Raw genomic sequence first — 21,593 nt, forward strand, 5'->3', positions numbered from 1 at the left:
CGTGTGGCGGGGTGTCGCAAAAACCGCAAGGGGACTTGAGGATTCGACCCGTCAGTTGTGCACGAACAGCGGGTCGGCGGGCAGCCGTCGCGAGTCGTTGGCGACCGGCGTGGCGTAGGTGTAGTCGAACAGCGTCTCGACGTCGGGGTGCGGGCTGTCGTCGGCGAAGGCCACGGCGGCGTCCGCCTCGGCCTGCGCCTTGGTCTCGATCTCGACCGCGGCGTCCTCGTCGAGGACACCGGCGTTGATCAGCTCCGCGCGGAAGTTGGCGACGGGGTCGGCCTGCTTGGCCTTCTCCATCGACTCCTCGTCGCGGTACTTGCCCGGGTCGACCACGGAGTGGCCCTTGAGCCGCTCGCTGACCAGCTCCAGCAGCGCCGGACGGCCGGTCTCGCGGGCCTGCTCGACCAGCCGGGAAGCCGCGTCGCGGACCGCGAGGACGTCGTTGCCGTCCACCCGCTCGCCGTGCATCCGGTAGGCCGAGGCCCGCTTGTGCAGCTCCGACTCCGCCGAGGACTTCTCCACGGTGGTGCCCATGCCGAGCTGGTTGTTGATCACCACGAAGATGACCGGCAGGTTCCACAGCGCGGCGATGTTCAGCGCCTCGTGGAAGGCGCCGATGTTGGTGGTGCCGTCGCCCATCTGGCACATGACGACCTGGTCGCCGGAGCGGTAGTCGATGGCCAGCGCGGCGCCGGTGGCCAGCGGGATCTGGCCGCCGACGATGCCGTACCCGCCGAGCAGACCGGCTTCGACGTCGAACATGTGCATCGAGCCGCCCCAGCCCTTGGAGGTGCCGGTGGTGCGGCCGTAGAGCTCGGCCATCACGCGGCCGGGCTCGATGCCCTTGGCGATGGCGTAGCCGTGCTCGCGGTAGTTGGTGAACAGCAGGTCGGTCTTGCGCAGCGAGCGCATCAGGCCGACGACCGAGGCCTCCTCACCGAGGTTGAGGTGGCAGTAGCCGCCGATCTTGGCCTGCGTGTAGCCCTGCGCGGCGCGCTCCTCGAAGCGGCGGATCAGGGTCATCTCGTAGAAGTAGTCGCGCAGCAGCTCCGGCGACTCCCCCGTGAAGCGGCCACGCTCAGCGGCCCGCGCCGAGGTGGAGCGCCGCGCCTTGGTCGCGCCGGTGCGCGTGGACGGCTTGCTGCGGGTGGCGGTCTGTGCCATCGCGGATCCCCTTTTCTCTTGCCTCTAGCGCTTCTTGGGCGGTGCTACGTGGACCGGCAGGCCGAGGGCGTTCATCGCGGCCTCCATGCCGACCTCGCCGAGCGTCGGGTGCGCGTGGATGGTCTCGGCCAGCTCGTCGAGGGTGGCCTCCAGAGCCATGGCCAGCGCGCCTTCGGTGATCAGGTCGCTCGCGGCGTGGCCGATGATGTGCACGCCCAGGACCTCGCCGTACTTCTTGCCGGCGACGATCTTCATGAAGCCCTCGGTGTCGCCGTAGCTCTGCGCGCGGCCGAGCGCGGCGAAGGGGAACTTCGCGGCGATGACGTCGTGCCCGGCGTCCTTGGCCTGCGCCTCGGTCAGACCGACGGAGGCGACCTCGGGGTGGGTGAAGGTGGCGGCCGGGATGACGTTGTAGTCGATCGCGGCGTGGTGCCCGGCGATGGTCTCGGCGGCGACGACGCCCTGGTGCGAGGCGACGTGCGCGAGCAGCGCCTTGCCGGTCACGTCGCCGATGGCGTAGACGTGCTCGACGTTGGTGCGCAGCGTGTCGTCGACGGTGATGAAGCCGCGCTCGCTGGTGGCGATGCCGGTCTTGTCGAGGTCGAGGCTGGCCGTGTTGGGCTTGCGGCCCACGCCCACCAGGACGATGTCGGCGTCGATCTGCTGCGGCTTGGCGCCGTCCACGGTGACCTTCAGGCCGCCTTCGGCCTGGTCGACGCGGGAGACGGTGGCCTCGGTGAGGACCTTGATGCCGCGCTTGGTGAAGGAGCGACCCAGCGCCTTGCCGACCTCGGCGTCCTCGGCCGGGACGAGGGTCTTCTGCATCTCGATGATGCTGACCTCGCTGCCCAGGGTGGAGAACAGCGTCGCCCACTCGGCACCGACCGCGCTGCCGCCGATGACGGCGATGCGCTTGGGGACCTCGGTGAGGCCGAAGGCGCCGTCGGAGGTGATCACGCCGGGCAGGTCCGCGCCGGGCAGCGGCAGCTGCACGGGGACCGAGCCGGTCGCGATGATGACGTCGGTGGCCTTGACCTGGTCGATCGGCTTCGCGCCGGTCGGCTCGGCGGCGTAGCGGGGGCCGTCGGCGCCCAGCGGGGACTCACCGGTGGCGTAGACGTCCACGGTGGTCGGGCCGGTGAAGCGGGCGTGGCCGTTGATGACGGTGACGCCGTTGCCCTTGAGCAGGCCCGCGACGCCGTCGGTCAGACCCTTGACGACGCTGGCCTTGCGGCGGGTGATCGCGTCGTAGTCGACGCTGACGCCCTCGACGTTGACGCCGAAATCGGCGGCGTGCAGCACGGTTTCGTAGACCTCGGCGGACCGCAGCATGGCCTTGGTCGGGATGCAGCCCCAGTTCAGGCACACACCCCCGGGCCGCTCCTTCTCCACCACGGCCACCGAGAGGCCGCGCTGCGCGGCCCGGATCGCGGCGACGTAGCCACCGGGGCCGCCGCCCACCACCAGAAGGTCGAACTCCTGCACTTCGCTGTGCTCCTTTGAACGCACGCGCCGGTTACCGACGACCCGTCTTCGTGAGCGGGCCATCCTCACCCAGAGTGTCGTGAGCACGACCACTTGCGCGCTATGCCCAGCCGCCCAGACTTTAGGACGACCAACTGTGCACACCGCACATTCCATGCCGTGACGGGCACAACACGTGGCGCCGCGGTTACAGAAGGCAGCCGCGATCCCCGTCACAAACGGAACGCCGTCAGGCACAAAACCCCAGCACCTGCGGTTACGCCCGCCACCTGCGAAAAGAACCCAAAATTTTCCAACTATGCCCACTGCACAATCGGCCCCTCCGAACCTTGGGCGCCGACCGGGCGAAGCGCGATCTCCAGCGATTCAACCTTCGAAGACCAAATCGGGCACGTCCCCGCGGCGGCCAACGACGGCCACCTGACCCGCACGTCGACCCTGGACGAAGATCGGCCCCCGACGGACCGCAATGGTCACCTCAAGGCTCACCGAACCCCGGGGCGACGAAGCACCGCCGTGCTCCGGTCGCCCCGAGACCGAGCCGCGCCGTCGGATCAGCCTCCGTGGTTGTTCCTCAGGTTCAAGGTGGACAGGGCGAGGGAGAGGGAGACGTAGGCGGTGCGGCCGTGGAGGGGTTGGCCGATGAGGGTGGTGATGCGGTGGAGTCGGTTGAGGACCGTGTTGCGGTGGCAGTGCAGGCGGACGGCCGCGTTGGCGGTGGAGCAGTTCTCCTCCAGCCAGGCGGTGAGGGTGTCCAGGAGCATGTCGCGCTCCTTGGGCGGCAGTTCCAGGACCGGGCCGAGCTGGGTCTCCAGCAGGCGGTGCGCCAGGTCCGGTGACTGCACCAGCAGGGCTTCGGGGAAGCGCTCCTCCAGGGTGACCAGTTCGGCGGTGCCGTGCGCCGAGGTGCCCAGCGTGGTCAGGGCCAGCTGGTGGGCGAGGCCGATCTCGGCGAGGCCCTGCACCTTCGGCGAGACCGCGACCCGGGCGCGGGCCAGCGGCCGGAGCGCGTCGATCGCCAGCGCCGCGGGGTGCTGCTCCAGGGCGACCAGCCCGACGAGGGAGTCCGCGCGGACCTGCCAGACCGAGCGGAAGTGCAGCGCGGCCAGGGCCTCGGAATGCCCGCGCAGCGCGAAACCGCCGTCGTCGGTCATCTCGGCGACCACCACCAGGTACGCGCCGCCGGTGGGCAGGTCGAGCTCCTTGGCGGTGCGCTGGGCGAAGGCGACGTCGCGGGCGCGGCCGGCCAGCAGGTCCTCCACCAGGGCGTGCCTGCGCTGGTCGTCGCGGCGCAGCCGTTCCAGCTCGGTGTTGCGGTAGAAGGTCGACAGCGTCGAGGACAGGCCGTCGATGACCCGCCAGATCGACGTGGCCACGCCCAGCACCGAGTCCGGGTCGGCGCCGTCGCGGTGCGCCTGGTCGACCAGCGCCTCCCACACCACGCGCCCGCCCAGCCGGAAGGTCCGCAGCATGACCTCCAGCGGGACGCCCTGCTCGGCGCGGCGGCGGCCGATGGCGGCGGCGACGTCGTCGTCCCGATCGGAGATGTCGACCTCGCCGCTGAGGATCTGCAGGATCCGCTCCAGGTACTGCCGACAGCCCTCCCACAGGTCTTCCTTGGGCACCGGCCGGTAGTCGGTCCACTCGGGGTTGTCGGTGAAGATCGCGGACATCAGCCGCTCGGTCAGCACCGGGACGTCGTCCAGTCCGGCTTTGGCCAGCGCGCGGGTCACTTTCGGGAGATCGGCAGGATCGGCTACCACGCCCTGCGACGATACCGGTCACGGCGACGTGGCGAGGCCGAGAGCGCCGATCCCACCCCCGACGGCACGACGCCGCAGGGTCACTGATCCATCACCTAGAGCGAGCGGAATTCGACTCCGGTGAACCCGAAATCCGGTCGCCGCCAGAATGTTCCGCATCACACCAGAAAGTTGTGACGAAGGCGTTAACGTTCCCGCCTCTCGTGCCGACACCTGGTGTGGGACGACTTCTCCGGCACTCGCCGGGAGCCCCACCTCCACCACTCCGCACGACATTTTCTCCGGGAGAGCAGCGCGATGCAGATCAACAGCCGCACGATCGTGTCGGTTGTAGCGACGGTTTCGATGGTCGTCATGACCGTTCTGCTCGCGGTGTTCAGTCCTCCGGCCGATACGGGCCAGGAGATCGAGCCGGCCGCCAACCAGGCGCCGATCGTCTCCGAGCGCTGACGCGCGTCATTCGCGGCGCACGTCGCCGGCCGGTTTGTCGTTGCGCAGACCCGAAAACCTGGGGTGCCGGAGCTTCCCGTCGCCGGTCCACTCGCTGAAGCCGACCTCGGCGACCAGCTCCGGCTCCACCCAGTGCGTCCCGGGTTCCCGGATCGTGTCGCGGAACGGTGAGTCCGCGCGGACGAGCTCGTCCAGCTTCGCGGACAGCTCGCGCAGCGTCCGCTCGTCGTACCCGGTGCCGACCTTGCCCGCGTAGCGCAGGCCGTCGGAGTCGTAGTAGCCGACCAGCAGCGCGCCGAAACCGGACCGGGAGCCCTTGGGATCGGTGTAGCCGCCGATCACGAACTCCTGGCCGGAGACGCACTTGAACTTCAGCCAGTCCCGGCCGCGCCCGGACCGGTAGGGCTGATCGGCCCGCTTGGCGATCAGTCCTTCCCATCCGCGCGCGCACGCCTGCGCGAAGAACTCCTCGCCGTCGCCGCTGCGGTGCTGGCTCAACCGCAGCGGGTCGGTGAACTCGAAGCACTCGCGCAGCAGCCGCTTGCGGGTTCGCAGCGGCAGCCGGGTCAGGTCCACGCCGCCGAAGGCGATCAGGTCGAAGACGTAGTAGTGGACCGCGACGCCGGTGCGCCGGGCGGTCGCGGCGTCGGTGAGGTGCATCCGCCTCTGCAACCGGGCGAAGCTCGTCCGGTCGCCTTCGAAGGCCACGACTTCCCCGTCCACGACGAAGTTCGGCGCGTTCTGGGCCGCGAGCGCCTCGGCGATCTCCGGGTAGGAGGGGTCGACCCGCTTGCGGTTGCGCGACCACAGCTGCGGCTCGCCGCCGTCGGCCCCGGCGATCAGCCTGACCCCGTCGAGCTTGCGCTCGTAGATCCAGTTCTCGTCGGAGAACTCGTGCCGGGTGAGGGTGGCCAGCGCGGGCGGGTACCACGTCCCGCCTGGCCAGGCCCGCAGCGCGGCGCGCGATTCCTCGTCGAGCAGGCCCGCCAGATCGGTCATGCGCGTCAGCATCACCCCTGGTCGGATCACCGACAAGCTGAGAGCTCGCTGTGAAGGTGCTGTGAGAGCACCCCCGCAGAATTTCCCGACCGGGTGAATGCGCGAGACTGTTTTGGTCGGTTCCCCTCACAACCGCCGAAGGTGAATGCGCACGATGCCGAAGAACCAGAACCCGGTGACCCAGAAGAGCGGGGTCTCCACGAACGTCATCCTCACCATCGCGGTGGTGGTCGTCGCAGTGCTGGTGATCGGTGGTGTGCTGCTGTTCAACCGATCCGGCGACAGCGGCGCCGGCGGCGGCAGCGGCCAGCCCCCGGTCGCGGCGGAGGTGCTGCGCAAGCCCGACAGCAACGTGCTCACCGAGGCCCCCGACGGCAAGGTCACCGTCACCGAGTTCCTCGACTACCAGTGCTCGACCTGCTACGCGTACTACTCGCAGATGACGAAGAAGATCGAGAACGACTACGCGGGCCGGATCACGTTCGTCACGCGCAACTACCCGCTGGAGATGCACCCGCTGGGGCAGCACGCCGCGCGCGCCGCCGAGGCCGCCGCTCTGCAGGGCAAGTACAAGGAGATGTACCACGCCCTGTTCGACAACTGGACCGGCTGGGCGACCGCGAACGCGGAGGAGCTCAACAGCGACGAGGCCAAGGCCAACGCGGAGTTCGAGAAGTACGCGCAGCAGATCGGTTTGGACGTCAACCGCTTCAAGCAGGACATGGTCTCGCCCAACGTCCAGTCCAAGATCGACCGCGACGTGGCCGACGGCAATACCGCCGGCGTCTCGGGCACCCCGACGCTGTTCATCAACGGCCGGCAGTTCGATCAGGGCAGCGCGCAGAACCTGCCCGAGATCGACCAGGCGTTCCGCAAGCAGCTGGACCAGGAGCTGGCGAAGTGACCACCGCCCACGCCGTCGAACAGGCCGCACCCGGCGCGCAGCGGCCCGCCGCCGGGCCGCGCGGCCTGGCCTGGCTCTACGTCGTGGGCGGCGCGATCGGGCTCGTCGCCTCGTTCGCGCTGATCGTCGAGAAGCTGGCCAAGCTGTCCAACCCGGGCTACGTGCCCTCGTGCAGCCTCAACCCGATCGTGTCCTGCGGTTCGGTGATGGACAGCTCGCAGGCCTCGCTCCTGGGATTCCCGAACCCGCTGATCGGCGTCGCGGCGTTCCCGGTCGTGGTGACCGCGGGCGTCGCGGTGCTGGCCGGGTTCCGCGCGCCGCGCTGGTTCTGGGTGGGCATGCAGGCCGGGACCACGCTGGCCGTGGTGTTCATCCACTGGCTGATCGTGCAGAGCCTGTACTCCATCGGCGCGCTGTGCCCGTACTGCATGGTCGTCTGGGTCGTCACGATCCCGCTGTTCTGGTACACGACCCTGCACAACCTGCGCGAGGGGCACTTGGGCGGCGGCCGGTCCCTCGGCGTGGCGATGAGCCGGTTTCACAGCCTCGTGGTCGTAGTGTGGTACGTCGTGATCGTGGCTCTGATCCTGCAGGCCTTCTGGGATTACTGGACGGGTCGCTGATCGGGCGTGGAGTTTGCACGACCGGGGTCACGGGTACCAGGAAGCCGCAAGGGCAGGTCACCGTGAGTGAACGCCGCTCCGAGACGAGGTGGTCGTCGAAATGAGCGTGGAACGCGAGGTCGCGCAGGTGGAGCCTGCGACTTCCGCTCCGAACCAGGTCGAGGTGCGGGTCCGGGCCGAGCCCGACCAGCTGTCGGTGATGCGGGCTGTCGTGGGCGACCTGGCGATGCGCGCCGACCACGACGTCGACTCGATCGCGGACCTGCGGTTGGCCGTCGACGAGGCGTGCTCGTCGCTGGTCCGGCTGGCCGCGCCGGAAGCCACCCTGGTCTGCCGGTTCCGGCTGTCCGGTGAGCAGTTGTCGATCACCGCAGAAGTGCTCAGCAAGAACGATTTCGGGCCCCGCAAGGACACTTTCAGCTGGCGCGTGCTCAGCGCGTTGGCCGACGCTGTGTCAACCTCGGTCGAGTCGGATCCCGCTGCCAACGGCAGCCACCTGGTGCGGATCGAGTTGACCAAGGGACGGACGGCTCAGGTGTGAAACGAGCGGATTCCACTCAGTCACGCAACGAGCGCTACGACAGGCTGGCGCCGCTGTTCGGCGAGCTCGCGAAGCTGGACGAGAAGGATCCACGACGCTCCGAACTCCGCGATCAGCTGGTGACCGAGCACCTGCCGGTCGCCGAGCACATCGCCCGGCGCTTCAGCCACCGCGGCGAGTCCCAGGAGGACCTGACGCAGGTCGCGGTGCTGGGCCTGATCAACGCGGTCGACCGCTTCGACCCCGAGCGCGGGGTCGACTTCTTGTCCTACGCGGTCCCGACGATCATGGGCGAGGTCCGCAGGCACTTCCGCGACACCGGCTGGGCGGTGCGGATGCCGCGTCGCCTGCAGGAGCTCCACCTGTCGGTGTCGGCCGCGATCGCGCGGCTCTCGCAGGAGCTGGGGCGCGCCCCCACCCCCAGCGAGCTGGCGAAGGACCTCGGCATCAGCACCAACGACGTCTACCACGGGCTGGAGGCGGGCAACGCCTACCGCAGCGCCTCGCTGGACGAGCTGCTCACCGACACCGACGAGATCCCGCTGGGCGACGCGATCGGGTCGGACGACGCCGAGCTGGCCGAGGTGGAGAACCGCGAGATGGTCCGGCCGCTGCTGGAGGAGCTGCCCGAGCGGGAGCGCCGCATCCTGGTGATGCGCTTCTTCCGCGGCATGACGCAGACGCAGATCGCCGACCAGGTCGGCATCTCGCAGATGCACGTCTCGCGCCTGCTGTCGCGAACCCTGGTGTGGCTGCGCCAGCGCCTGGAGGACGACGCGCCCACCCCGCAGCCCACCGAGTGAGGAATTGAGTAGAAGAGCGGAGTTCCCGCCCCGTCCGGTCGGCTAGCGTTGTTCTTGATCGAGGCAGAGCAGCCGAGGGAGGACACATGGGTGTGCGGATCGACCTGGCAAGGCTCGCGGGAACCACGAACCACCCGGACCGATCGACCGACGAACCGGAGACCCGGCGCCGCCTGCTGCCCCTACCGCGCCTCCTGCGCCGCAGGCCCGAATCCACGACCAGGACGACGACGTCCTGAACTTGGTGAACCGCCCGGGGTCTGTCGGGGGAATGCGGACCCCGGGCGGCCGTTCTCGGTGCGCCTACAGGCGCTGTTCTGAAGCGGCGATAGCCGCTGCTCCAGGTGTGGGACTCAGCCCGCACCGCCGCGGGTTCTCAGCGGTTCTCTGGTGAGGACAGCCGAAGCGCCGTGTATCGGCATACATCAGCTTCGGCTCCCGGAGCCAGAGGGCCGCTGAGGTTCCGCCACCCGCACCGCTGAGCAAAACAACCACCGACACCTCAAGCGACGTCGATGCCTCGTTCTCGGAGCCAGGGCAGCGGATTGATCTTCGTCCCGTCTTCGTGGACCTCGAAGTGCAGGTGAGGACCGGTCGACTGGCCGCGGTTGCCCATGGTCGCGATCTGCTCGCCTGCGCCGACGCGCTGACCCTCGTCGGCCACGATCGTGTTGACGTGGCCGTAGACGGTGACCGTGCCGTCGTCGTGCTGCACCCGGACCCACATGCCGAAGCCGCTGGCAGGGCCCGCGTCGATGACCTCACCGGGCGCCACCGAGTAGATCGGCGTGCCGATGCTGTTGGCGATGTCGATGCCCATGTGGCTGCTGCCCCAGCGGGAGCCGAAGCCGGAGGTGTACCGGCCTTCGGCGGGGCTGTGGAAGCCGGCGGCCTTGCGCGCCTTCTCCTCGGCGGCCCGCTTCGCCTCGGCCTCGGCCTGCGCGGCCTGGGCTGCCGCCTGGCGGGCGGCCTCCTCGCGGACGATGCGCTCGGCTTCGATGGCCTTGGCCTTGGCGAGCTCCTGCGCTTCGGGCTGCTGTTCGGGTACTTGGGCCTTGAGCAGCCGAACGGCTGCGGGGCTGTTCTGAGTGCCGGTGATCGCGGTGCTCAGGTTCTTGGTCCCGGCCAGGGGCCGGACGTCGCGCTGCTGGTCGGAGTTCGCGTTCGCGGCCAGGGGCTGACCCACTGCCGCGAACGCGCCTCCGGCCACCACCGCAGCCACAACTTTGTTGCGGAGCGGAAGGCCGGCTGTCGGGGGGAGCCGGTCTTCCTTGCGATGCTTGCCCATCACTGCCTTCCGTCGGGGGTCGGTCCGGCCACTCCCGCGTTTCGGGGGTGCGGGCAAGAGCTCCTCGGGGAAAGAGATCTTGTCGTGATCGAACCGTGACGTGCAGATCAGAACGTAGCTGACAGTCACGGCAGGCCGCAACCGATGGCTCACCCAGCAGATGGTTCACCCGACTGAGCCATACAAACCGTGACTTTCAGTGACTGACTGAGATCGCCGTTCGATAACATCAACAGCCGGACCAACCTGCGGAGGAACCGTTTTCGGCAACCGGTCCACATCACCGCCGGGGCCTTGATTCGAACAGTTCGCGCAGGTCACGCGGATGATCAAAGGTAGATCGCCAAGGCGCGCAACGGCTGTCAGATCAACTACCCGCAGGTCGATCGTCCACAATGGACACCGAGGGGCCGGGGCCGGGTCAAGATCAATTCGGCCAGATGGTGGCCTTCGACACAAGCCACCCTCGATCGGCCTAGAGATCCCTCCCGCACTCTGGGAGACGCTGCCACTCGAACGCGGGATCTGTTTGACTGTCCCCCATGACGCCCGGTGATCAGTGGCGGCTGCTGTCGCAGCGCCTCCACGTCGACCTGCGCCGCGTCACCTCCGCACGGTGTCGGCGCTCGCGCTAGTCCCTAGTCGCGCCCACCTGTCCGCAGCACCATCCCCGCCACGAGCGCTCGCGCCGCGAACTCGTCGCGTCTCGGATCTTCCCGTACGGAGACATCGTGCAAGCATTCCTGATCTTCGCGATCGGCGGTTTCATCGCGCAGCTGGTCGACGGCTCGCTCGGCATGGCCTACGGCGTCACCTCGACGACCATCCTGCTGACCGCCGGGCTCACGCCCGCGCTGGCCTCCGCCTCGGTGCACCTCGCCGAGATCGGAACCTCGGTCGCCTCCGGCCTCTCGCACTGGAGGTTCGGCAACGTCGACTGGAAGATCGTGCTCACCCTGGGCGTGCCGGGCGCGATCGGCGCCTTCCTCGGCGCGACCGCGCTGAGCAACGTCTCCACCGAGGCCGCCGAGCCCTGGATGTCGACCATCCTGCTCGCGCTGGGCGTCTACGTGCTGCTGCGCTTCGCCATCCGGCCGCTGCGCCGCCGCCAGCTCACCGGCGTCAGCTCCAAGCTGCTGGCTCCGCTGGGCCTGGTCGCCGGGTTCGTGGACGCCACCGGCGGTGGCGGCTGGGGCCCGGTCGCCACGCCCACGCTGCTGAGCACCGGCAAGGTCGAGCCGCGCAAGGTCGTCGGCTCGGTCGACACCAGCGAGTTCCTGATCGCGGTGGCGGCGAGCCTCGGCTTCCTGTTCTCGCTGGCCGACCAGAAGCTGTCCTGGATGACCGTGGGCGCGCTGCTGCTGGGCGGTGTGCTCGCCGCGCCGCTGGCGGCCTACCTGGTTCGGGTCGTGCCGATGCGGCTGATCGGCGTCGGAGCCGGCGGCCTGATCGTGCTGACCAACGCGCGCACGCTGATCAAGGCGTTCGATCTGCCCGCCCCGACCCCCGCGGTGGTCTACGGAGCGATCGTCGTGACCTGGGTGGCCGCGCTGGCTTACACCATTCGGGTGATCGTCAACGAGCGCCGCGAGATCGACGACTTCGAGGAGGAGGCCCCGGCCACGGCCCAGGGCTGAGCAGGCACGGGACGGTTCCCACCCCGGATCCGACTCCCGCGCGGGACGCGACGGACCGCCTGGTTTGGGAGGAAAACCGTCCGTTTGACCGGATCCGGACGCCGGGTGATGCTCGTTAACCACCGTTCACGGCGGGTTCGAGATTTACCCACGTGCCGTATCGCCGTGATCATCCGCGAGGGCTAATGTTCGAAGCTGCCGCGTGGAAGCCCCCCGACACGCGGTAAGGAGCCCCGGGCCGAACAGCCCGGGGCACCCTTCTGAATTCGCCGCTTCCGGCTACTTCTCGTCCCGCATCGGGTTGCTGGCCTTGCGCCAGTTCACCGTGGGCCGCATCGCGGCGAGGTCGACCCGGTGCTTGTGCTTGTCCGCCACCTCGAACAGCGACTCGATGAGCGTGTTCGACAGCAGGTGCGGCTCCAGGCCCAGCTCCACCAGACCGGTGTGCTTGACGTTGTAGTAGTGCTCGCCCTGCTCGACCCGCGGGTTGTCGACGTGCTCGATCTCGACCTGGCCGTCGAAGTTGTTGGCGATGGTCTTGGCGATCTCACCGACCGAGTAGCTCTCGGTGATCTGGTTGAACACCCGGAACTCGCCGCGGTCGGCCGGGTTCTCGGCGGCCAGCCGGATGCACTCCACGGTGTCCCGGATGTCGATCATGCCCCGGGTCTGCCCGCCCGGCGTGTAGACCGTCAGCGGGTGCCCCAGCACCGCCTGGATGACGAACCGGTTGAGGACCGTGCCGAAGATCGCGTCGTAGTCGAACCGGGTCGCCAGCCTCGGGTCGCGCACCGTCTGCGGCGTCTCCTGCCCGTAGACCACGCCCTGGTTGAGGTCGGTGGCCCGCAAGCCCCAGATGCGGCAGGCGAACTCGATGTTGTGGCTGTCGTGCACCTTGCTCAGGTGGTAGAAGGAGCCCGGCTTCTTCGGGTAGAGCATCCGGTCGGTCCGCCCGTTGTGGGTGACCTCCAGCCAGCCCTCCTCGATGTCGATGTTGGGCGTCCCGTACTCGCCCATCGTGCCCAGCTTGACCAGGTGGATCTCCGGGTCGACCTCCTGGATCGCGAACAGCACGTTGAGGTTGCCGACCACGTTGTTCTGCTGGGTGTAGACCGCGTGCTTGCGGTCGATCATCGAGTACGGCGCCGCGCGCTGCTCGGCGAAGTGCACGATGGTGTCCGGCCGGAAGTCGGCGATCATCTCGGTCGTGAAGTCACCGTCGACCAGGTCGCCGTAGTAGTGCTTGATGGTCTTGCCGGAGACCTCGCGCCAGGCGTCCAGGCGGACCTGCATCGGCTCGATCGGCACGAGGCTCTCGACGCCCATCTCGTGGTCGTAGCCCCGACGGGCGTAGTTGTCCGCCACGGCGACTTCGTGACCGCGGTCGGACAAGTGCAGAGCGGTCGGCCAACCGAGATAGCCGTCCCCTCCGAGGACGAGGATTCGCACGCCTGTCTCCCTCTTTCCAGCCGGTAGTGCAGCATGAACATCACGCATGCTCTCATCTCTTCAACAGTCCAAGAAGACCACGCACAGCGATCGGTATCGTTCCGCGCAGCACACTTGCGCATGAACTTCTCAGGAGGACACGTGGCGCAGCCGATGATCACCGGCCGTGCTCGCTACTGGCGGTTGATCAGTCGGTTCGCGGCGGCCTCGGTCGTGGCCACCGGCATCAGCCAGCTCGTGTTCCTGCTGTCCTACTCGCTCGGAGCCACACCGGTCGTCTCGACCGTGCTGGCCTGGCTGGCCGGCGCGATCCCGAACTTCACCCTCAACCGTCGCACCTGGGGCGGCGGTGGGCGCGGTGCGCTGCGCGGCGAGCTCCTGCGCTACGGCGCGATCTCGGTCGGAACGGCGCTGCTCGCCGCGGGCGCCACCCACCTCGCCGAGATCGCGGCGACCTCGGCGTTCCCCGACACCCGGCCCGCTCAGGTGGCCGTGGTGTGGGGCGCCTTCATCGGGACCTACGCGGTGATGTTCGTGGTCAAGTTCGTCCTGATCGACAAGCTCGTGTTCACTCGCCGACCGCAGCAGGACGCTCGCTGACCCGCTCCACCGCCGGGGCGTCCGCGCGACCGGTGCCGCGGCGCTCGCGCCACCACGTGCCGAGCACGACCTTGGCGTAGCGGTAGCCGTAGCTGAAGCTGGAGCCCTTCTTGCTCTCCCCCGCCGTGCGCTGCAGCATCCGCATCGGCTGCTCCACCGCGCGGTAGCCGTGGCTGAGCAGGCCCACCAGCAGCTCGGAGGACTGGTACTGCGGCTGCCGCAGGGTCACCGAGTTCGGCACCTCCACCCGCATGCCGCGGAAGCCGAACGAGGTGTCGGTGATCCGCTGCCGGGTCAGGGCGCTGACCACCCACGCGAACACGTAGGTGCCGATGCGGCGGATCAGCGCCGGGCGCTCGTTGCTGCCCAGCCGCCGCGAGCCGCTGACGAAGTCCGCGCGGCCCTCGATCAGCGGTTCCAGCAGCTTCGGCAGCTCGGAGATGTCGTACTGGCCGTCGGCGTCGGTGGTGATCACGTAGCGCGCGCCGCGCTGCGCGGCCAGCCGGTAGCCCAGCCGCAGCGCCGCGCCCTGGCCCCGGTTGTTCGGCGCCACGCAGGTGTGGGCACCGTGCTCCAGCGACACCTCGGCGGTGCGGTCCTTGGCACCGTCGACGACCACCAGGGTGTCGACGTCCAGGTCGCAGCTGCGGGACGGGACGGCGTCGAGCACCTCGCCGATCGACTCCTCCTCGTTGTAGGCGGCGATCAGCACGACCACCGGCGCGAACCGGTGCTCGCCGTAGCGCGACGCGTACTCCTCCAGCGCGTCCCGGTCCACCTCGTCGGGGAAGGTCGTCAACATCTGGCACTCCTCGGAGGGCGTCGATCGGGGTGTGGAACGGATGGCCTCGCGGCCGAAGATCGCGGTGGCGCCCAGCGCGCCGGCGAGCGGGATGAGCACGAGTCCGGGCAACTGGTAGCGCCAGGAGAATTCCATGACCGATGCGGTCAGCAGCGAGGTGGTCACCAGACCGGCCGGCAGCAGCGTCACCGCGCGCAGCCCGCTGCGCCTGGCCCGTCCCGCGCCCAGCACCGCCGCGCTCGCGAGCAGCAGCGCACCGCCGAGAAGCAGGCCCGGGGTGTAGCCGCCGCCGAGCTGGTAGCCGCGCAGGAACGAGGTGAGCTCCGGATCCGCGTGCAGCCCGACGCCGTCGTAGAGCTCGGCCCACTCCTGCGCGTACCACTCCGGCGCGTACATCGGGTGGTCGAGCTGGAACTGCCAGCGGTCCAGCGGCACGTCGCCGACCGCCTGGGTGCGGGTGGGGGCGAAGCCCTTGAGGAAGTCGCCGGCGATGCCGCCTGCGATGTCCAGCGGCTGGTTGAGCACGACCTTCCGGGTCAGCGACCGCTGCGCCGCGTTGACGTCCATGCCCTCGGGCAGCAGCTTGTCGACGTTGGCCTGGACGTCCCAGAGGTGCAGGTAGAAGTCGATGCCGATCTTCTCGCGGTGCTCGCGCGGCTCGTCGGGGCACAGCAGCTGCTCTTCGCGCGTCAGGTCCAGCTCGTCGCAGTTCGCCACGACCGCCGCGCGCCCGAACAGCACTCCCCCGCCGCCGGAACCGCCGACGCCGAACTTCCCCGCGACCAGCGCGCCGTAGAGCGCGTAGACCAGCACGAGCCCGCCGAACCCGGCGACGAGCGCACCGGTGGCGATCAGCCGGGGCCGCCAGCCCCCGCGCGGGCGCAGACCGGCGGCCAGCAGCACGAACACGGCCGCGGGCAGCACCAGCGTCAAGCCCACCGAGCGCACCATCACCGACAGCGCCAGGACGCCACCGGCCACGGCGGCGACCTTCGGCGTCGGCGGGCCCCACCAGCACAGCAGGTACACGGCGACCAGCAGCAGCACCTGGAACAGCAGGTCGGACATGATCAGCTGCTCGATCTGCAGCTGATAGGCGTCCAGCAGCACCGGCGCGGCGGCCAGCGCGGCCAGCCACTCGCGGACCCCGAAGCGGCGCAGCAGCACGTACACGCCGACGCCCAGGCCGATGCCGAGCAGGTGCTGCACGACCGCGACCCCGGCCAGCCCGCCCAGGCTCAGCAGCGGCCACAGGAACCACTCGTACCCGACCGGGTTGATGCCGCCGGGGTGGAACACGCCGACGTCGTCGAGGTAGCGGAACGAGTCGATGTAGAGCAGTGCGGGCCGGTAGGCGAGCTGCGTGATGATCCGCAGCACCAGTCCGGCCAGCACCAGCAGCGCCAGCAGCCAGTGCCGGCGCAGTGCGCGCGTGAGCGCGGCCGTCACCGCGCTCCGCTGGTGAAGTCCGCCCAGACGGTGCGCAGACCGTCGGTCAGCTCCACCCCCGGCTGGTAGCCGAGCTCGCGCTGCGCCTTGGAGACGTCGACGATCACCGCGGGCATCTCGCCGTTCTTGGCGGGCACGTGGGTGACCGGGACGTCGATCTCGGTGGCGGCGCGGACGGCGTCGATGAGCTGCAGGACCGTGATCGACTCGCCGGAGCCGATCACCGCGGTGCCGGTGTACTGCTTGTCCCACGCGGCCAGCACGCCCTGCACCACGTCGTCGAGGTGCACGAAGTCGCGCTGCTGCGCGCCGTCGCCGTAGACCTCGACGCCCTCACCGGCCAGCGCCGCGCGCATCAGGCGCGGCACGAAGCTGTCCTTGTGGCCCATGCCGGGGCCGTAGATGTTGGTGAACCGCAGCGCGCAGGTCGACATCCCGTAGGCGCCCGCGTACCCGGACAGCAACATCTCGCAGGCGGCCTTGGTGGCCCCGTAGGGCGTGAGCGGGCGGACCGGCAGGGCCTCGGAGATGGTGCCGTGCCCGATGTCGCCGACGACGGCGTTGGTGGAGGCGAGGATGAACTGCCCGACCTCGCGCTCGCGGGCCAGCTCCAGCAGGTGCTGGGTGACCTCCACGTTGTTGGCGTAGGTGGCGGCGGGCTGCTCGACCGACTTGAGCACCGAGGTGATCGCTGCCAGGTGGATGATGCCGGCGCTGCCGGGCGCGACGGCGCGGTCGCGCACGTCGGCGTCGCGCAGGTCGCCCTCCACGAAGCTCACCAGCGGGTCCCGGAGGGATTCGGGCGGAGCCTGGAGATCGACGATGGTGACCGGGGTGCCGCGCTCGATGAACGCTCGGACGACGGCCCGGCCGACGAAGCCGGAGCCTCCGGTCACCACGACCCGGTCGGAGTGGGCGATGTCTGCGGGGGTAGGGCTTGGCACGGGCCCGACTCTAACCGGGGCGTCGGATCACGATCCCCGAGCCCTTCGGTTTCGCCATCGCCCCAGGACGGGAAGTTTCAACCTCCCAGGAGGTGACGTTTCAGCGGCACTTCCGCGCCGGTGGTGGCGGTTCCGGCGGACAACCGCCACCACGCGGAGCTCAACCCGCGACGTGCGCCGCGAGGCCCTTCAAGCCGGTGGCGTAGACGCCCTGGGCGAAGGTCGTGTCCATCTCGGCTTCGACGTCGGCGTCGGAGTCGAAGTCGGCGAACCACTCGACGAAGCTGTGCCCGGACGCCGTGACCGGCAGGACGTGGATCGTGGAGCGGTAGCTGCGGACCGGGAACGGGCTGGTCACGAACTCGTAGGTGTAGCTGCGGGCGACGTCGTCGAGGGCCACCAGGCGCTCCCGCACCTCTCCCCCGTCGCCGAGCTTCAAGCGCCGCACGCAGCCGACGCTCGCGGCGTCGCGGCCGTCCTCGATCTCGCTGGAGGCGATAGCCGGGTGCCACACCGGCAGCGCGTCGAAGTCGCGCACCGCCTCCCACACCTTCTCGACGGGGGCTTCGATGACCGCACTCGCGAAACTGCGCATGCTTCCTCCTGCGTTCGGTGTCGAAGTGGCGGAGCCACTTTCTCCTTCGGTGAGTTCCCCCGCAGCTGGCACCGCCGGGGGTTCTCCAGCGGCTTCGTGGCGAGCACGCCGCGACGCCGTGTAGTGGACATACATCAGGAGCGGCGCGCGGAGTCCACGGAGCTGCTGGAGGTTCCCCCACCCGCACCGCCGAGCAAGATGAGCACAACACACCTTCTAGAACTTGATGTTGGTGAACGCCTTCGTCTGCTCGGTCAGGGCTTCTTCGGTGGGGAGTCGTTCCATGCTGCTGGCGCCGTAGAAGCCGTGGCAGCGCTGGGTTTTCGACAGCACGTAGGAGGCGTCGGAGGGCGTCGCGATCGGCCCGCCGTGGCACAGCACCAGCACGTCCTCGCGGATCTCGGCCGCGGCCTGCGACCACTCGTCGATGAGCCGCACGCAGTCGTCGAGGCTCTTGGCGGTCTCCGCGCCGATCGCGCCGCCGGTGGTCAGCCCCATGTGGCAGACGATGATGTCGGCGCCCGCCTCGGTCATCACCCGGGCGTCGTCGGCGGAGAACACGTAGGGCGTGGTGAGCAGGTCGGCCTCGCGGGCCGCGGCGACGAGCTCGACCTCCAGGCCGTAGCCCATCCCGGTCTCCTCCAGGTTGGCCCGGAAGGTGCCGTCGATGAGCCCCACGGTCGGGAAGTTCTGGATGCCCGCGAAACCGAGATCGCGCAGCTCGCGCAGGAAGTGCTCGCGCAGCATGAACGGGTCGGTTCCGTTGACCCCGGCCAGCACGGGCGTGCGCTGCACGACCGGCAGGACCTCGCGGGCCATCTCGACCACGATCTCGTTGGCGTTGCCGTAGGCCAGCAGTCCGGCCAGCGAGCCGCGCCCGGCCATCCGGTAGCGACCGGAGTTGTAGATGACGATCAGATCGATGCCACCGGCTTCCTCGCACTTGGCGGACAGCCCGGTGCCGGCGCCGCCGCCGACGATCGGTTCACCGCGCTGGGCCTTGGAGTGGAACTCGCGGAGCAGTTCCGCGCGGTCGAATCCGTTCATCGCCCCTCCAGTGTCAGTGCCGGGACGCCTCTCGGGTCCCGGGGTTCGCCTGCTCCTCCAGGATTTCACGGAACGAGGCCAGCAGCGCCGCGACGAATTCCTCGTCGTTGATGTTGTGGCCGACCCGCAGCACTCGGCGGTCCTCGGTCTGATCGACCTCGCGCTCGATGGTGTCGAACAGCGCGGCGTCGGCTTCGGGGTCGTGGAACGGCTGGCCAGGCGCGTCCAACATGGACACTCCGGCGGTCGGCAGCAGGAAGCGGACGGGGCCGCGGCAGGCGTTGAGCTTGCGCGCGATGAACGAGCCGATCTCCCGGCACTCCTGGGCGGTGGTGCGCATCAGGGTGACCTGCGGGTTGTGCACGTAGAGGTTGCGGTCCCGGTAGTGCTGCGGAACCGATTCCAGCGCACCGAAGTTCACCATGTCCAGCGCACCGCACGAACCGACGTAGGGGACCCCGGTGCGGGCGATGGCGTCGAGCCGCTGCTCGCCCGCGCTCATCACGCCACCGGCGATGAGGTCGCAGACCTCGGTGGTGGTGATGTCCAGGACCGCGCGCACCAGGCCGTCGTCGACGAGCTTCTCCATGGCCCGGCCGCCCGTGCCGGTCGCGTGGAAGACCAGCGGGTCGAACTCGGCGGCCAGCGCGTCGGCGGTGGCGGTCGCGCAGGGCGTGGTGACGCCGAACATCGACAGCGCCACCGCGGGCTTGTCCTCGACCTGCGGCATCGGGTGGCTGATCGCGCCGAGCAGCGCGTGCGCGGCGTTGGCGAGGATGCGGCGGGAGATCCGGTTCAGCCCCGCGACGTCGGTGACCGAGGGGAACATCGCGATGTCGGTGGCGTCGACGTAGCCGGACACGTCACCGGAGGCCACAGTGGACACCATCACCTTCGGCACGCCCACCGGCAGCTCCCGCATCGCGGGGGTGATCAGCGCCGTCCCGCCGGAACCGCCGAGCCCGATGACGCCGTCGACGTCGCGCTCCCGCAGGAAGTGCGCGAACGCGCGTGCCATCGCGGTCACGGCCGTGCCCCGGTCACCGGTGAACACCGCGTCCGCGCCGTCCGGGTGGTGCGCGGCCACCTCTGCGGGCTGGACGACAGCGCCGGACGAGCCCTCGCCGGTGGTCGACAGGTCGACGGTGACGACGGGATGCCCGTGGGCGATGAGTTCGGCGACGTAATCCAGTTCCGCGCCCTTGGTGTCGAACGTTCCAGCGACGTACGCGCTGCCCATCGAGACCTCCGTGCTGCTCGCCGTGGAGAACGACCCGGGACCGGACTCTACTGTCGATCGCCCGGCGGGCAACAACAAAAGCGGCCCCCGGCTTCACGCCGGGGACCGCTCTTCGGGTCTTCCGCTCAGTGGTGTCCGCCCTGGGAACCACCCTGGGAGCCGGATCCACCCTTGCCCGTGAACTTGTTCTTGACCTGGTCGATCTTTTCCTTGTTCTTCGGGTCGGAGGCGTACTTCTTGGCCTGGTCCATCACCTTCTTGCCCTGCGGGCTCTTGGCGAAGTCGGTGACCTTCTTGAACAGCGACATCATCACTCCCGATGCATCGAGGCCGTTGTCCCCCAGGGTACCGACAAATCACCCGCGACTCACGACTCACCACGTCGAACGGAGTGGCGACATTCCGGTGACGTTCCGGTTCCGCCAAGCATGCGGCGGAGCCGCATCCTCTTTCGCCACCTGAGCAACAGGCACCGCCGCGGGTTCTGAGCGGCTTCGTGGCGAGCACGCCGCGACGCCGTGTATTGGACATACATCAGGAGTGGCGCGCGGAGACCACGGAGCCGCTCAGGTTCCGCTACCCGCACCGCCCAGCAGAACAGCCACGGACGACTATCAGCCCAGGACGCCGCTGACGCTGGCGTGGCCCTTGAGCACGTTGCGGGCGATGGTGCGGCGCTGGATCTCGTCGGTGCCCTCGAAGATCCGGAGGAGTCGCAGGTCGCGGTACCAGCGCTCGACCGGGAGCTCCTTGGTGTAGCCCATGCCGCCGTGGATCTGCAGGACCCGGTCGACGATCTGGTTGGCGTGCGTGGCGCCGAACAGCTTGGCGATGGACTGGGCGTGCCGGGAGTCCATGCCCTGGTCGACCTGCCACGCGGCCTGCAGGATCAGCCAGCGCAGCGCCTCGATCTCCACCGCCGAGTCGGCGATCATCCACTGGATGGCCTGCCGGTCGGCGATCGGAGCGCCGAAGGTCTCGCGCTGCTGGGCGTACTCCGAGCCCATCTCCACCAGCCGCTCGCAGGCGCCCAGCGCCGCCGCGGGCAGCAGGTAGCGGCCACGGCCGATCCACTGCATGGCCAGCCCGAACCCGTTGCCGACCTCGCCGAGCACGTTCTCGGCGGGCACCCGGACGTTGTCGAACACCAGCGCGGCCGGCTGGCGCTCGTCGGGGCCCATGATGTCGATCGGCTCGGACTTCCAGCCCATGTCGCGGTCGACGAGGAAGCACGTGACACCGCCGTTGGCGCCCTTCTCCCGGTCGGTGACGGCGAAGACCATGACGAAGTCGGCGTCGATGCCGCCGGTGATGAAGGTCTTCTCGCCGTTGATGACCCAGTCGTCGCCGTCGCGCACGGCGGTGGTGCGCAGGTTCTTGGCGTCCGATCCCGCGCCGGGCTCGGTGATGGCGAAGCAGGACTTGCGGGTGCCCTCGATGGTCGGCAGCAGGTAGCGCTGCTTCTGCTCCTCGTTGGCGTAGTAGAGGATGTTGTCGGCGTAGCCGCCGAAGCGGAACGGCACGTAGGTGCGGCCGAGCTCGACCTCGATCAGCGCCGTCATGACCGCCGAGAGGTTCATGCCGCCGTACTCCTCGGGCGTCTGCACGCCCCAGAATCCGGCCTCCTTGGCCTTGTCCTGCAGTTCCTTGAGCTCGTCCTTGGTGAGACCGCGCTGACCCGCCCGCTCTCTGCGCAGGACCTCCGGCTCCAGCGGCATGAGCTCCCGCTGGACGAAGTTGCGCACCCAGTCGCGGATGTCGCGCTCGGTCTCGGAGAGCGAGAAGTCGACCATCGCGTCGTTCCTTT

General features: G+C 69.3%; 21 protein-coding genes. 8 read left to right on the forward strand and 13 right to left on the reverse strand.

What is annotated here, in order from left to right:
- Positions 1 to 51: 51 nt before the first annotated feature.
- From pdhA to KBO27_RS12085, 3 genes are all read right to left on the reverse strand, one after another.
- Positions 52 to 1,167: a pyruvate dehydrogenase (acetyl-transferring) E1 component subunit alpha gene (pdhA, locus tag KBO27_RS12075; protein WP_246536903.1), complete on the reverse strand. Its 1,116-nt coding sequence runs from the start codon at positions 1,165 to 1,167 to the stop codon at positions 52 to 54.
- A gap of 24 nt (positions 1,168 to 1,191) precedes the next feature.
- Positions 1,192 to 2,652 carry a dihydrolipoyl dehydrogenase gene (gene lpdA / locus KBO27_RS12080; protein WP_210970078.1) on the reverse strand — a complete coding sequence of 487 codons (1,461 nt, stop codon included), beginning with the start codon at positions 2,650 to 2,652 and terminating at the stop codon, positions 1,192 to 1,194.
- Positions 2,653 to 3,206: 554 nt separating this feature from the next.
- Positions 3,207 to 4,415, reverse strand: a complete 1,209-nt coding sequence (locus tag KBO27_RS12085) for a PucR family transcriptional regulator (RefSeq protein WP_210970079.1) — start codon at positions 4,413 to 4,415, stop codon at positions 3,207 to 3,209.
- Between the two features lie 297 nt (positions 4,416 to 4,712).
- Here KBO27_RS12085 and KBO27_RS12090 point away from each other — a divergent pair, with 297 nt between their 5' ends.
- Positions 4,713 to 4,865, forward strand: coding sequence for a hypothetical protein (locus KBO27_RS12090; protein WP_210970080.1), 153 nt, complete (start codon positions 4,713 to 4,715; stop codon positions 4,863 to 4,865).
- 6 nt (positions 4,866 to 4,871) lie between these two features.
- Here KBO27_RS12090 and ligD read toward each other — a convergent pair whose 3' ends face one another.
- Entirely contained in the window at positions 4,872 to 5,864 is a 993-nt protein-coding gene (gene ligD, locus KBO27_RS12095) for a non-homologous end-joining DNA ligase (protein WP_210970081.1), read from the reverse strand.
- 154 nt (positions 5,865 to 6,018) lie between these two features.
- On the opposite strand from ligD, the gene KBO27_RS12100 reads away from it, so the two are divergent.
- The 5 genes from KBO27_RS12100 (at position 6,019) to KBO27_RS12120 (ending at position 8,974) form a co-directional block, all read left to right on the forward strand.
- Entirely contained in the window at positions 6,019 to 6,768 is a 750-nt protein-coding gene (locus KBO27_RS12100; RefSeq protein ID WP_210970082.1) for a DsbA family protein, read from the forward strand.
- Positions 6,765 to 7,391 carry a vitamin K epoxide reductase family protein gene (locus KBO27_RS12105; RefSeq protein WP_210970083.1) on the forward strand — a complete coding sequence of 209 codons (627 nt, stop codon included), beginning with the start codon at positions 6,765 to 6,767 and terminating at the stop codon, positions 7,389 to 7,391. Before KBO27_RS12100 ends, KBO27_RS12105 begins: the two co-directional genes overlap by 4 nt.
- Positions 7,392 to 7,491: 100 nt before the next feature.
- On the forward strand, positions 7,492 to 7,932 hold the full coding sequence (locus KBO27_RS12110; protein WP_210970084.1) for an ATP-binding protein: 441 nt from the start codon (positions 7,492 to 7,494) through the stop codon (positions 7,930 to 7,932).
- Positions 7,929 to 8,735 (forward strand): SigB/SigF/SigG family RNA polymerase sigma factor, encoded by an 807-nt coding sequence (locus KBO27_RS12115; protein ID WP_132677353.1) that lies wholly within the window; start codon positions 7,929 to 7,931, stop codon positions 8,733 to 8,735. The genes KBO27_RS12110 and KBO27_RS12115 overlap by 4 nt, the downstream gene beginning before the upstream one ends.
- Positions 8,736 to 8,821: 86 nt before the next feature.
- Positions 8,822 to 8,974: a hypothetical protein gene (locus KBO27_RS12120; protein WP_210970085.1), complete on the forward strand. Its 153-nt coding sequence runs from the start codon at positions 8,822 to 8,824 to the stop codon at positions 8,972 to 8,974.
- A 263-nt stretch (positions 8,975 to 9,237) separates the two neighbouring features.
- On the opposite strand, the gene KBO27_RS12125 is transcribed toward KBO27_RS12120, so the two are convergent.
- Positions 9,238 to 10,023 carry a M23 family metallopeptidase gene (locus tag KBO27_RS12125; protein WP_210970086.1) on the reverse strand — a complete coding sequence of 262 codons (786 nt, stop codon included), beginning with the start codon at positions 10,021 to 10,023 and terminating at the stop codon, positions 9,238 to 9,240.
- Between the two features lie 731 nt (positions 10,024 to 10,754).
- Between KBO27_RS12125 and KBO27_RS12130 the strand changes: the two genes are divergently transcribed.
- Positions 10,755 to 11,660 (forward strand): sulfite exporter TauE/SafE family protein, encoded by a 906-nt coding sequence (locus KBO27_RS12130; protein WP_210970087.1) that lies wholly within the window; start codon positions 10,755 to 10,757, stop codon positions 11,658 to 11,660.
- Positions 11,661 to 11,939: 279 nt separating this feature from the next.
- Here KBO27_RS12130 and KBO27_RS12135 read toward each other — a convergent pair whose 3' ends face one another.
- On the reverse strand, positions 11,940 to 13,109 hold the full coding sequence (locus tag KBO27_RS12135; protein ID WP_132685037.1) for an NAD-dependent epimerase/dehydratase family protein: 1,170 nt from the start codon (positions 13,107 to 13,109) through the stop codon (positions 11,940 to 11,942).
- Positions 13,110 to 13,250: 141 nt separating this feature from the next.
- On the opposite strand from KBO27_RS12135, the gene KBO27_RS12140 reads away from it, so the two are divergent.
- Positions 13,251 to 13,709: a GtrA family protein gene (locus KBO27_RS12140; protein ID WP_307870365.1), complete on the forward strand. Its 459-nt coding sequence runs from the start codon at positions 13,251 to 13,253 to the stop codon at positions 13,707 to 13,709.
- Here KBO27_RS12140 and KBO27_RS12145 read toward each other — a convergent pair.
- The 7 genes from KBO27_RS12145 to KBO27_RS12175 form a co-directional block, all read right to left on the reverse strand.
- Positions 13,678 to 15,960, reverse strand: a complete 2,283-nt coding sequence (locus tag KBO27_RS12145; RefSeq protein WP_210970088.1) for a glycosyltransferase family 2 protein — start codon at positions 15,958 to 15,960, stop codon at positions 13,678 to 13,680. The two genes, KBO27_RS12140 and KBO27_RS12145, sit on opposite strands and share 32 nt — an antisense overlap.
- Complete coding sequence (locus KBO27_RS12150; protein ID WP_307870366.1) at positions 15,957 to 16,904, reverse strand: NAD-dependent epimerase/dehydratase family protein; 948 nt, start codon at positions 16,902 to 16,904, stop codon at positions 15,957 to 15,959. The genes KBO27_RS12145 and KBO27_RS12150 overlap by 4 nt, the downstream gene beginning before the upstream one ends.
- Positions 16,905 to 17,064: 160 nt before the next feature.
- Entirely contained in the window at positions 17,065 to 17,499 is a 435-nt protein-coding gene (locus KBO27_RS12155) for an SRPBCC family protein (RefSeq protein ID WP_210970089.1), read from the reverse strand.
- A 216-nt stretch (positions 17,500 to 17,715) separates the two neighbouring features.
- A complete protein-coding gene (locus KBO27_RS12160; protein WP_210970090.1) occupies positions 17,716 to 18,546 on the reverse strand; it encodes a phosphoenolpyruvate hydrolase family protein in 831 nt (276 codons plus the stop codon).
- A gap of 13 nt (positions 18,547 to 18,559) precedes the next feature.
- Positions 18,560 to 19,786, reverse strand: a complete 1,227-nt coding sequence (locus KBO27_RS12165) for a Tm-1-like ATP-binding domain-containing protein (protein ID WP_210970091.1) — start codon at positions 19,784 to 19,786, stop codon at positions 18,560 to 18,562.
- 125 nt (positions 19,787 to 19,911) lie between these two features.
- Positions 19,912 to 20,094 carry a hypothetical protein gene (locus tag KBO27_RS12170; RefSeq protein ID WP_210970092.1) on the reverse strand — a complete coding sequence of 61 codons (183 nt, stop codon included), beginning with the start codon at positions 20,092 to 20,094 and terminating at the stop codon, positions 19,912 to 19,914.
- A 306-nt stretch (positions 20,095 to 20,400) separates the two neighbouring features.
- Positions 20,401 to 21,579: an acyl-CoA dehydrogenase family protein gene (locus KBO27_RS12175; RefSeq protein ID WP_210970093.1), complete on the reverse strand. Its 1,179-nt coding sequence runs from the start codon at positions 21,577 to 21,579 to the stop codon at positions 20,401 to 20,403.
- Between the last annotated feature and the right edge of the window lie 14 nt (positions 21,580 to 21,593).

The organism is Saccharopolyspora endophytica, assembly GCF_018070075.1.
Classification (GTDB): domain Bacteria; phylum Actinomycetota; class Actinomycetes; order Mycobacteriales; family Pseudonocardiaceae; genus Saccharopolyspora; species Saccharopolyspora endophytica.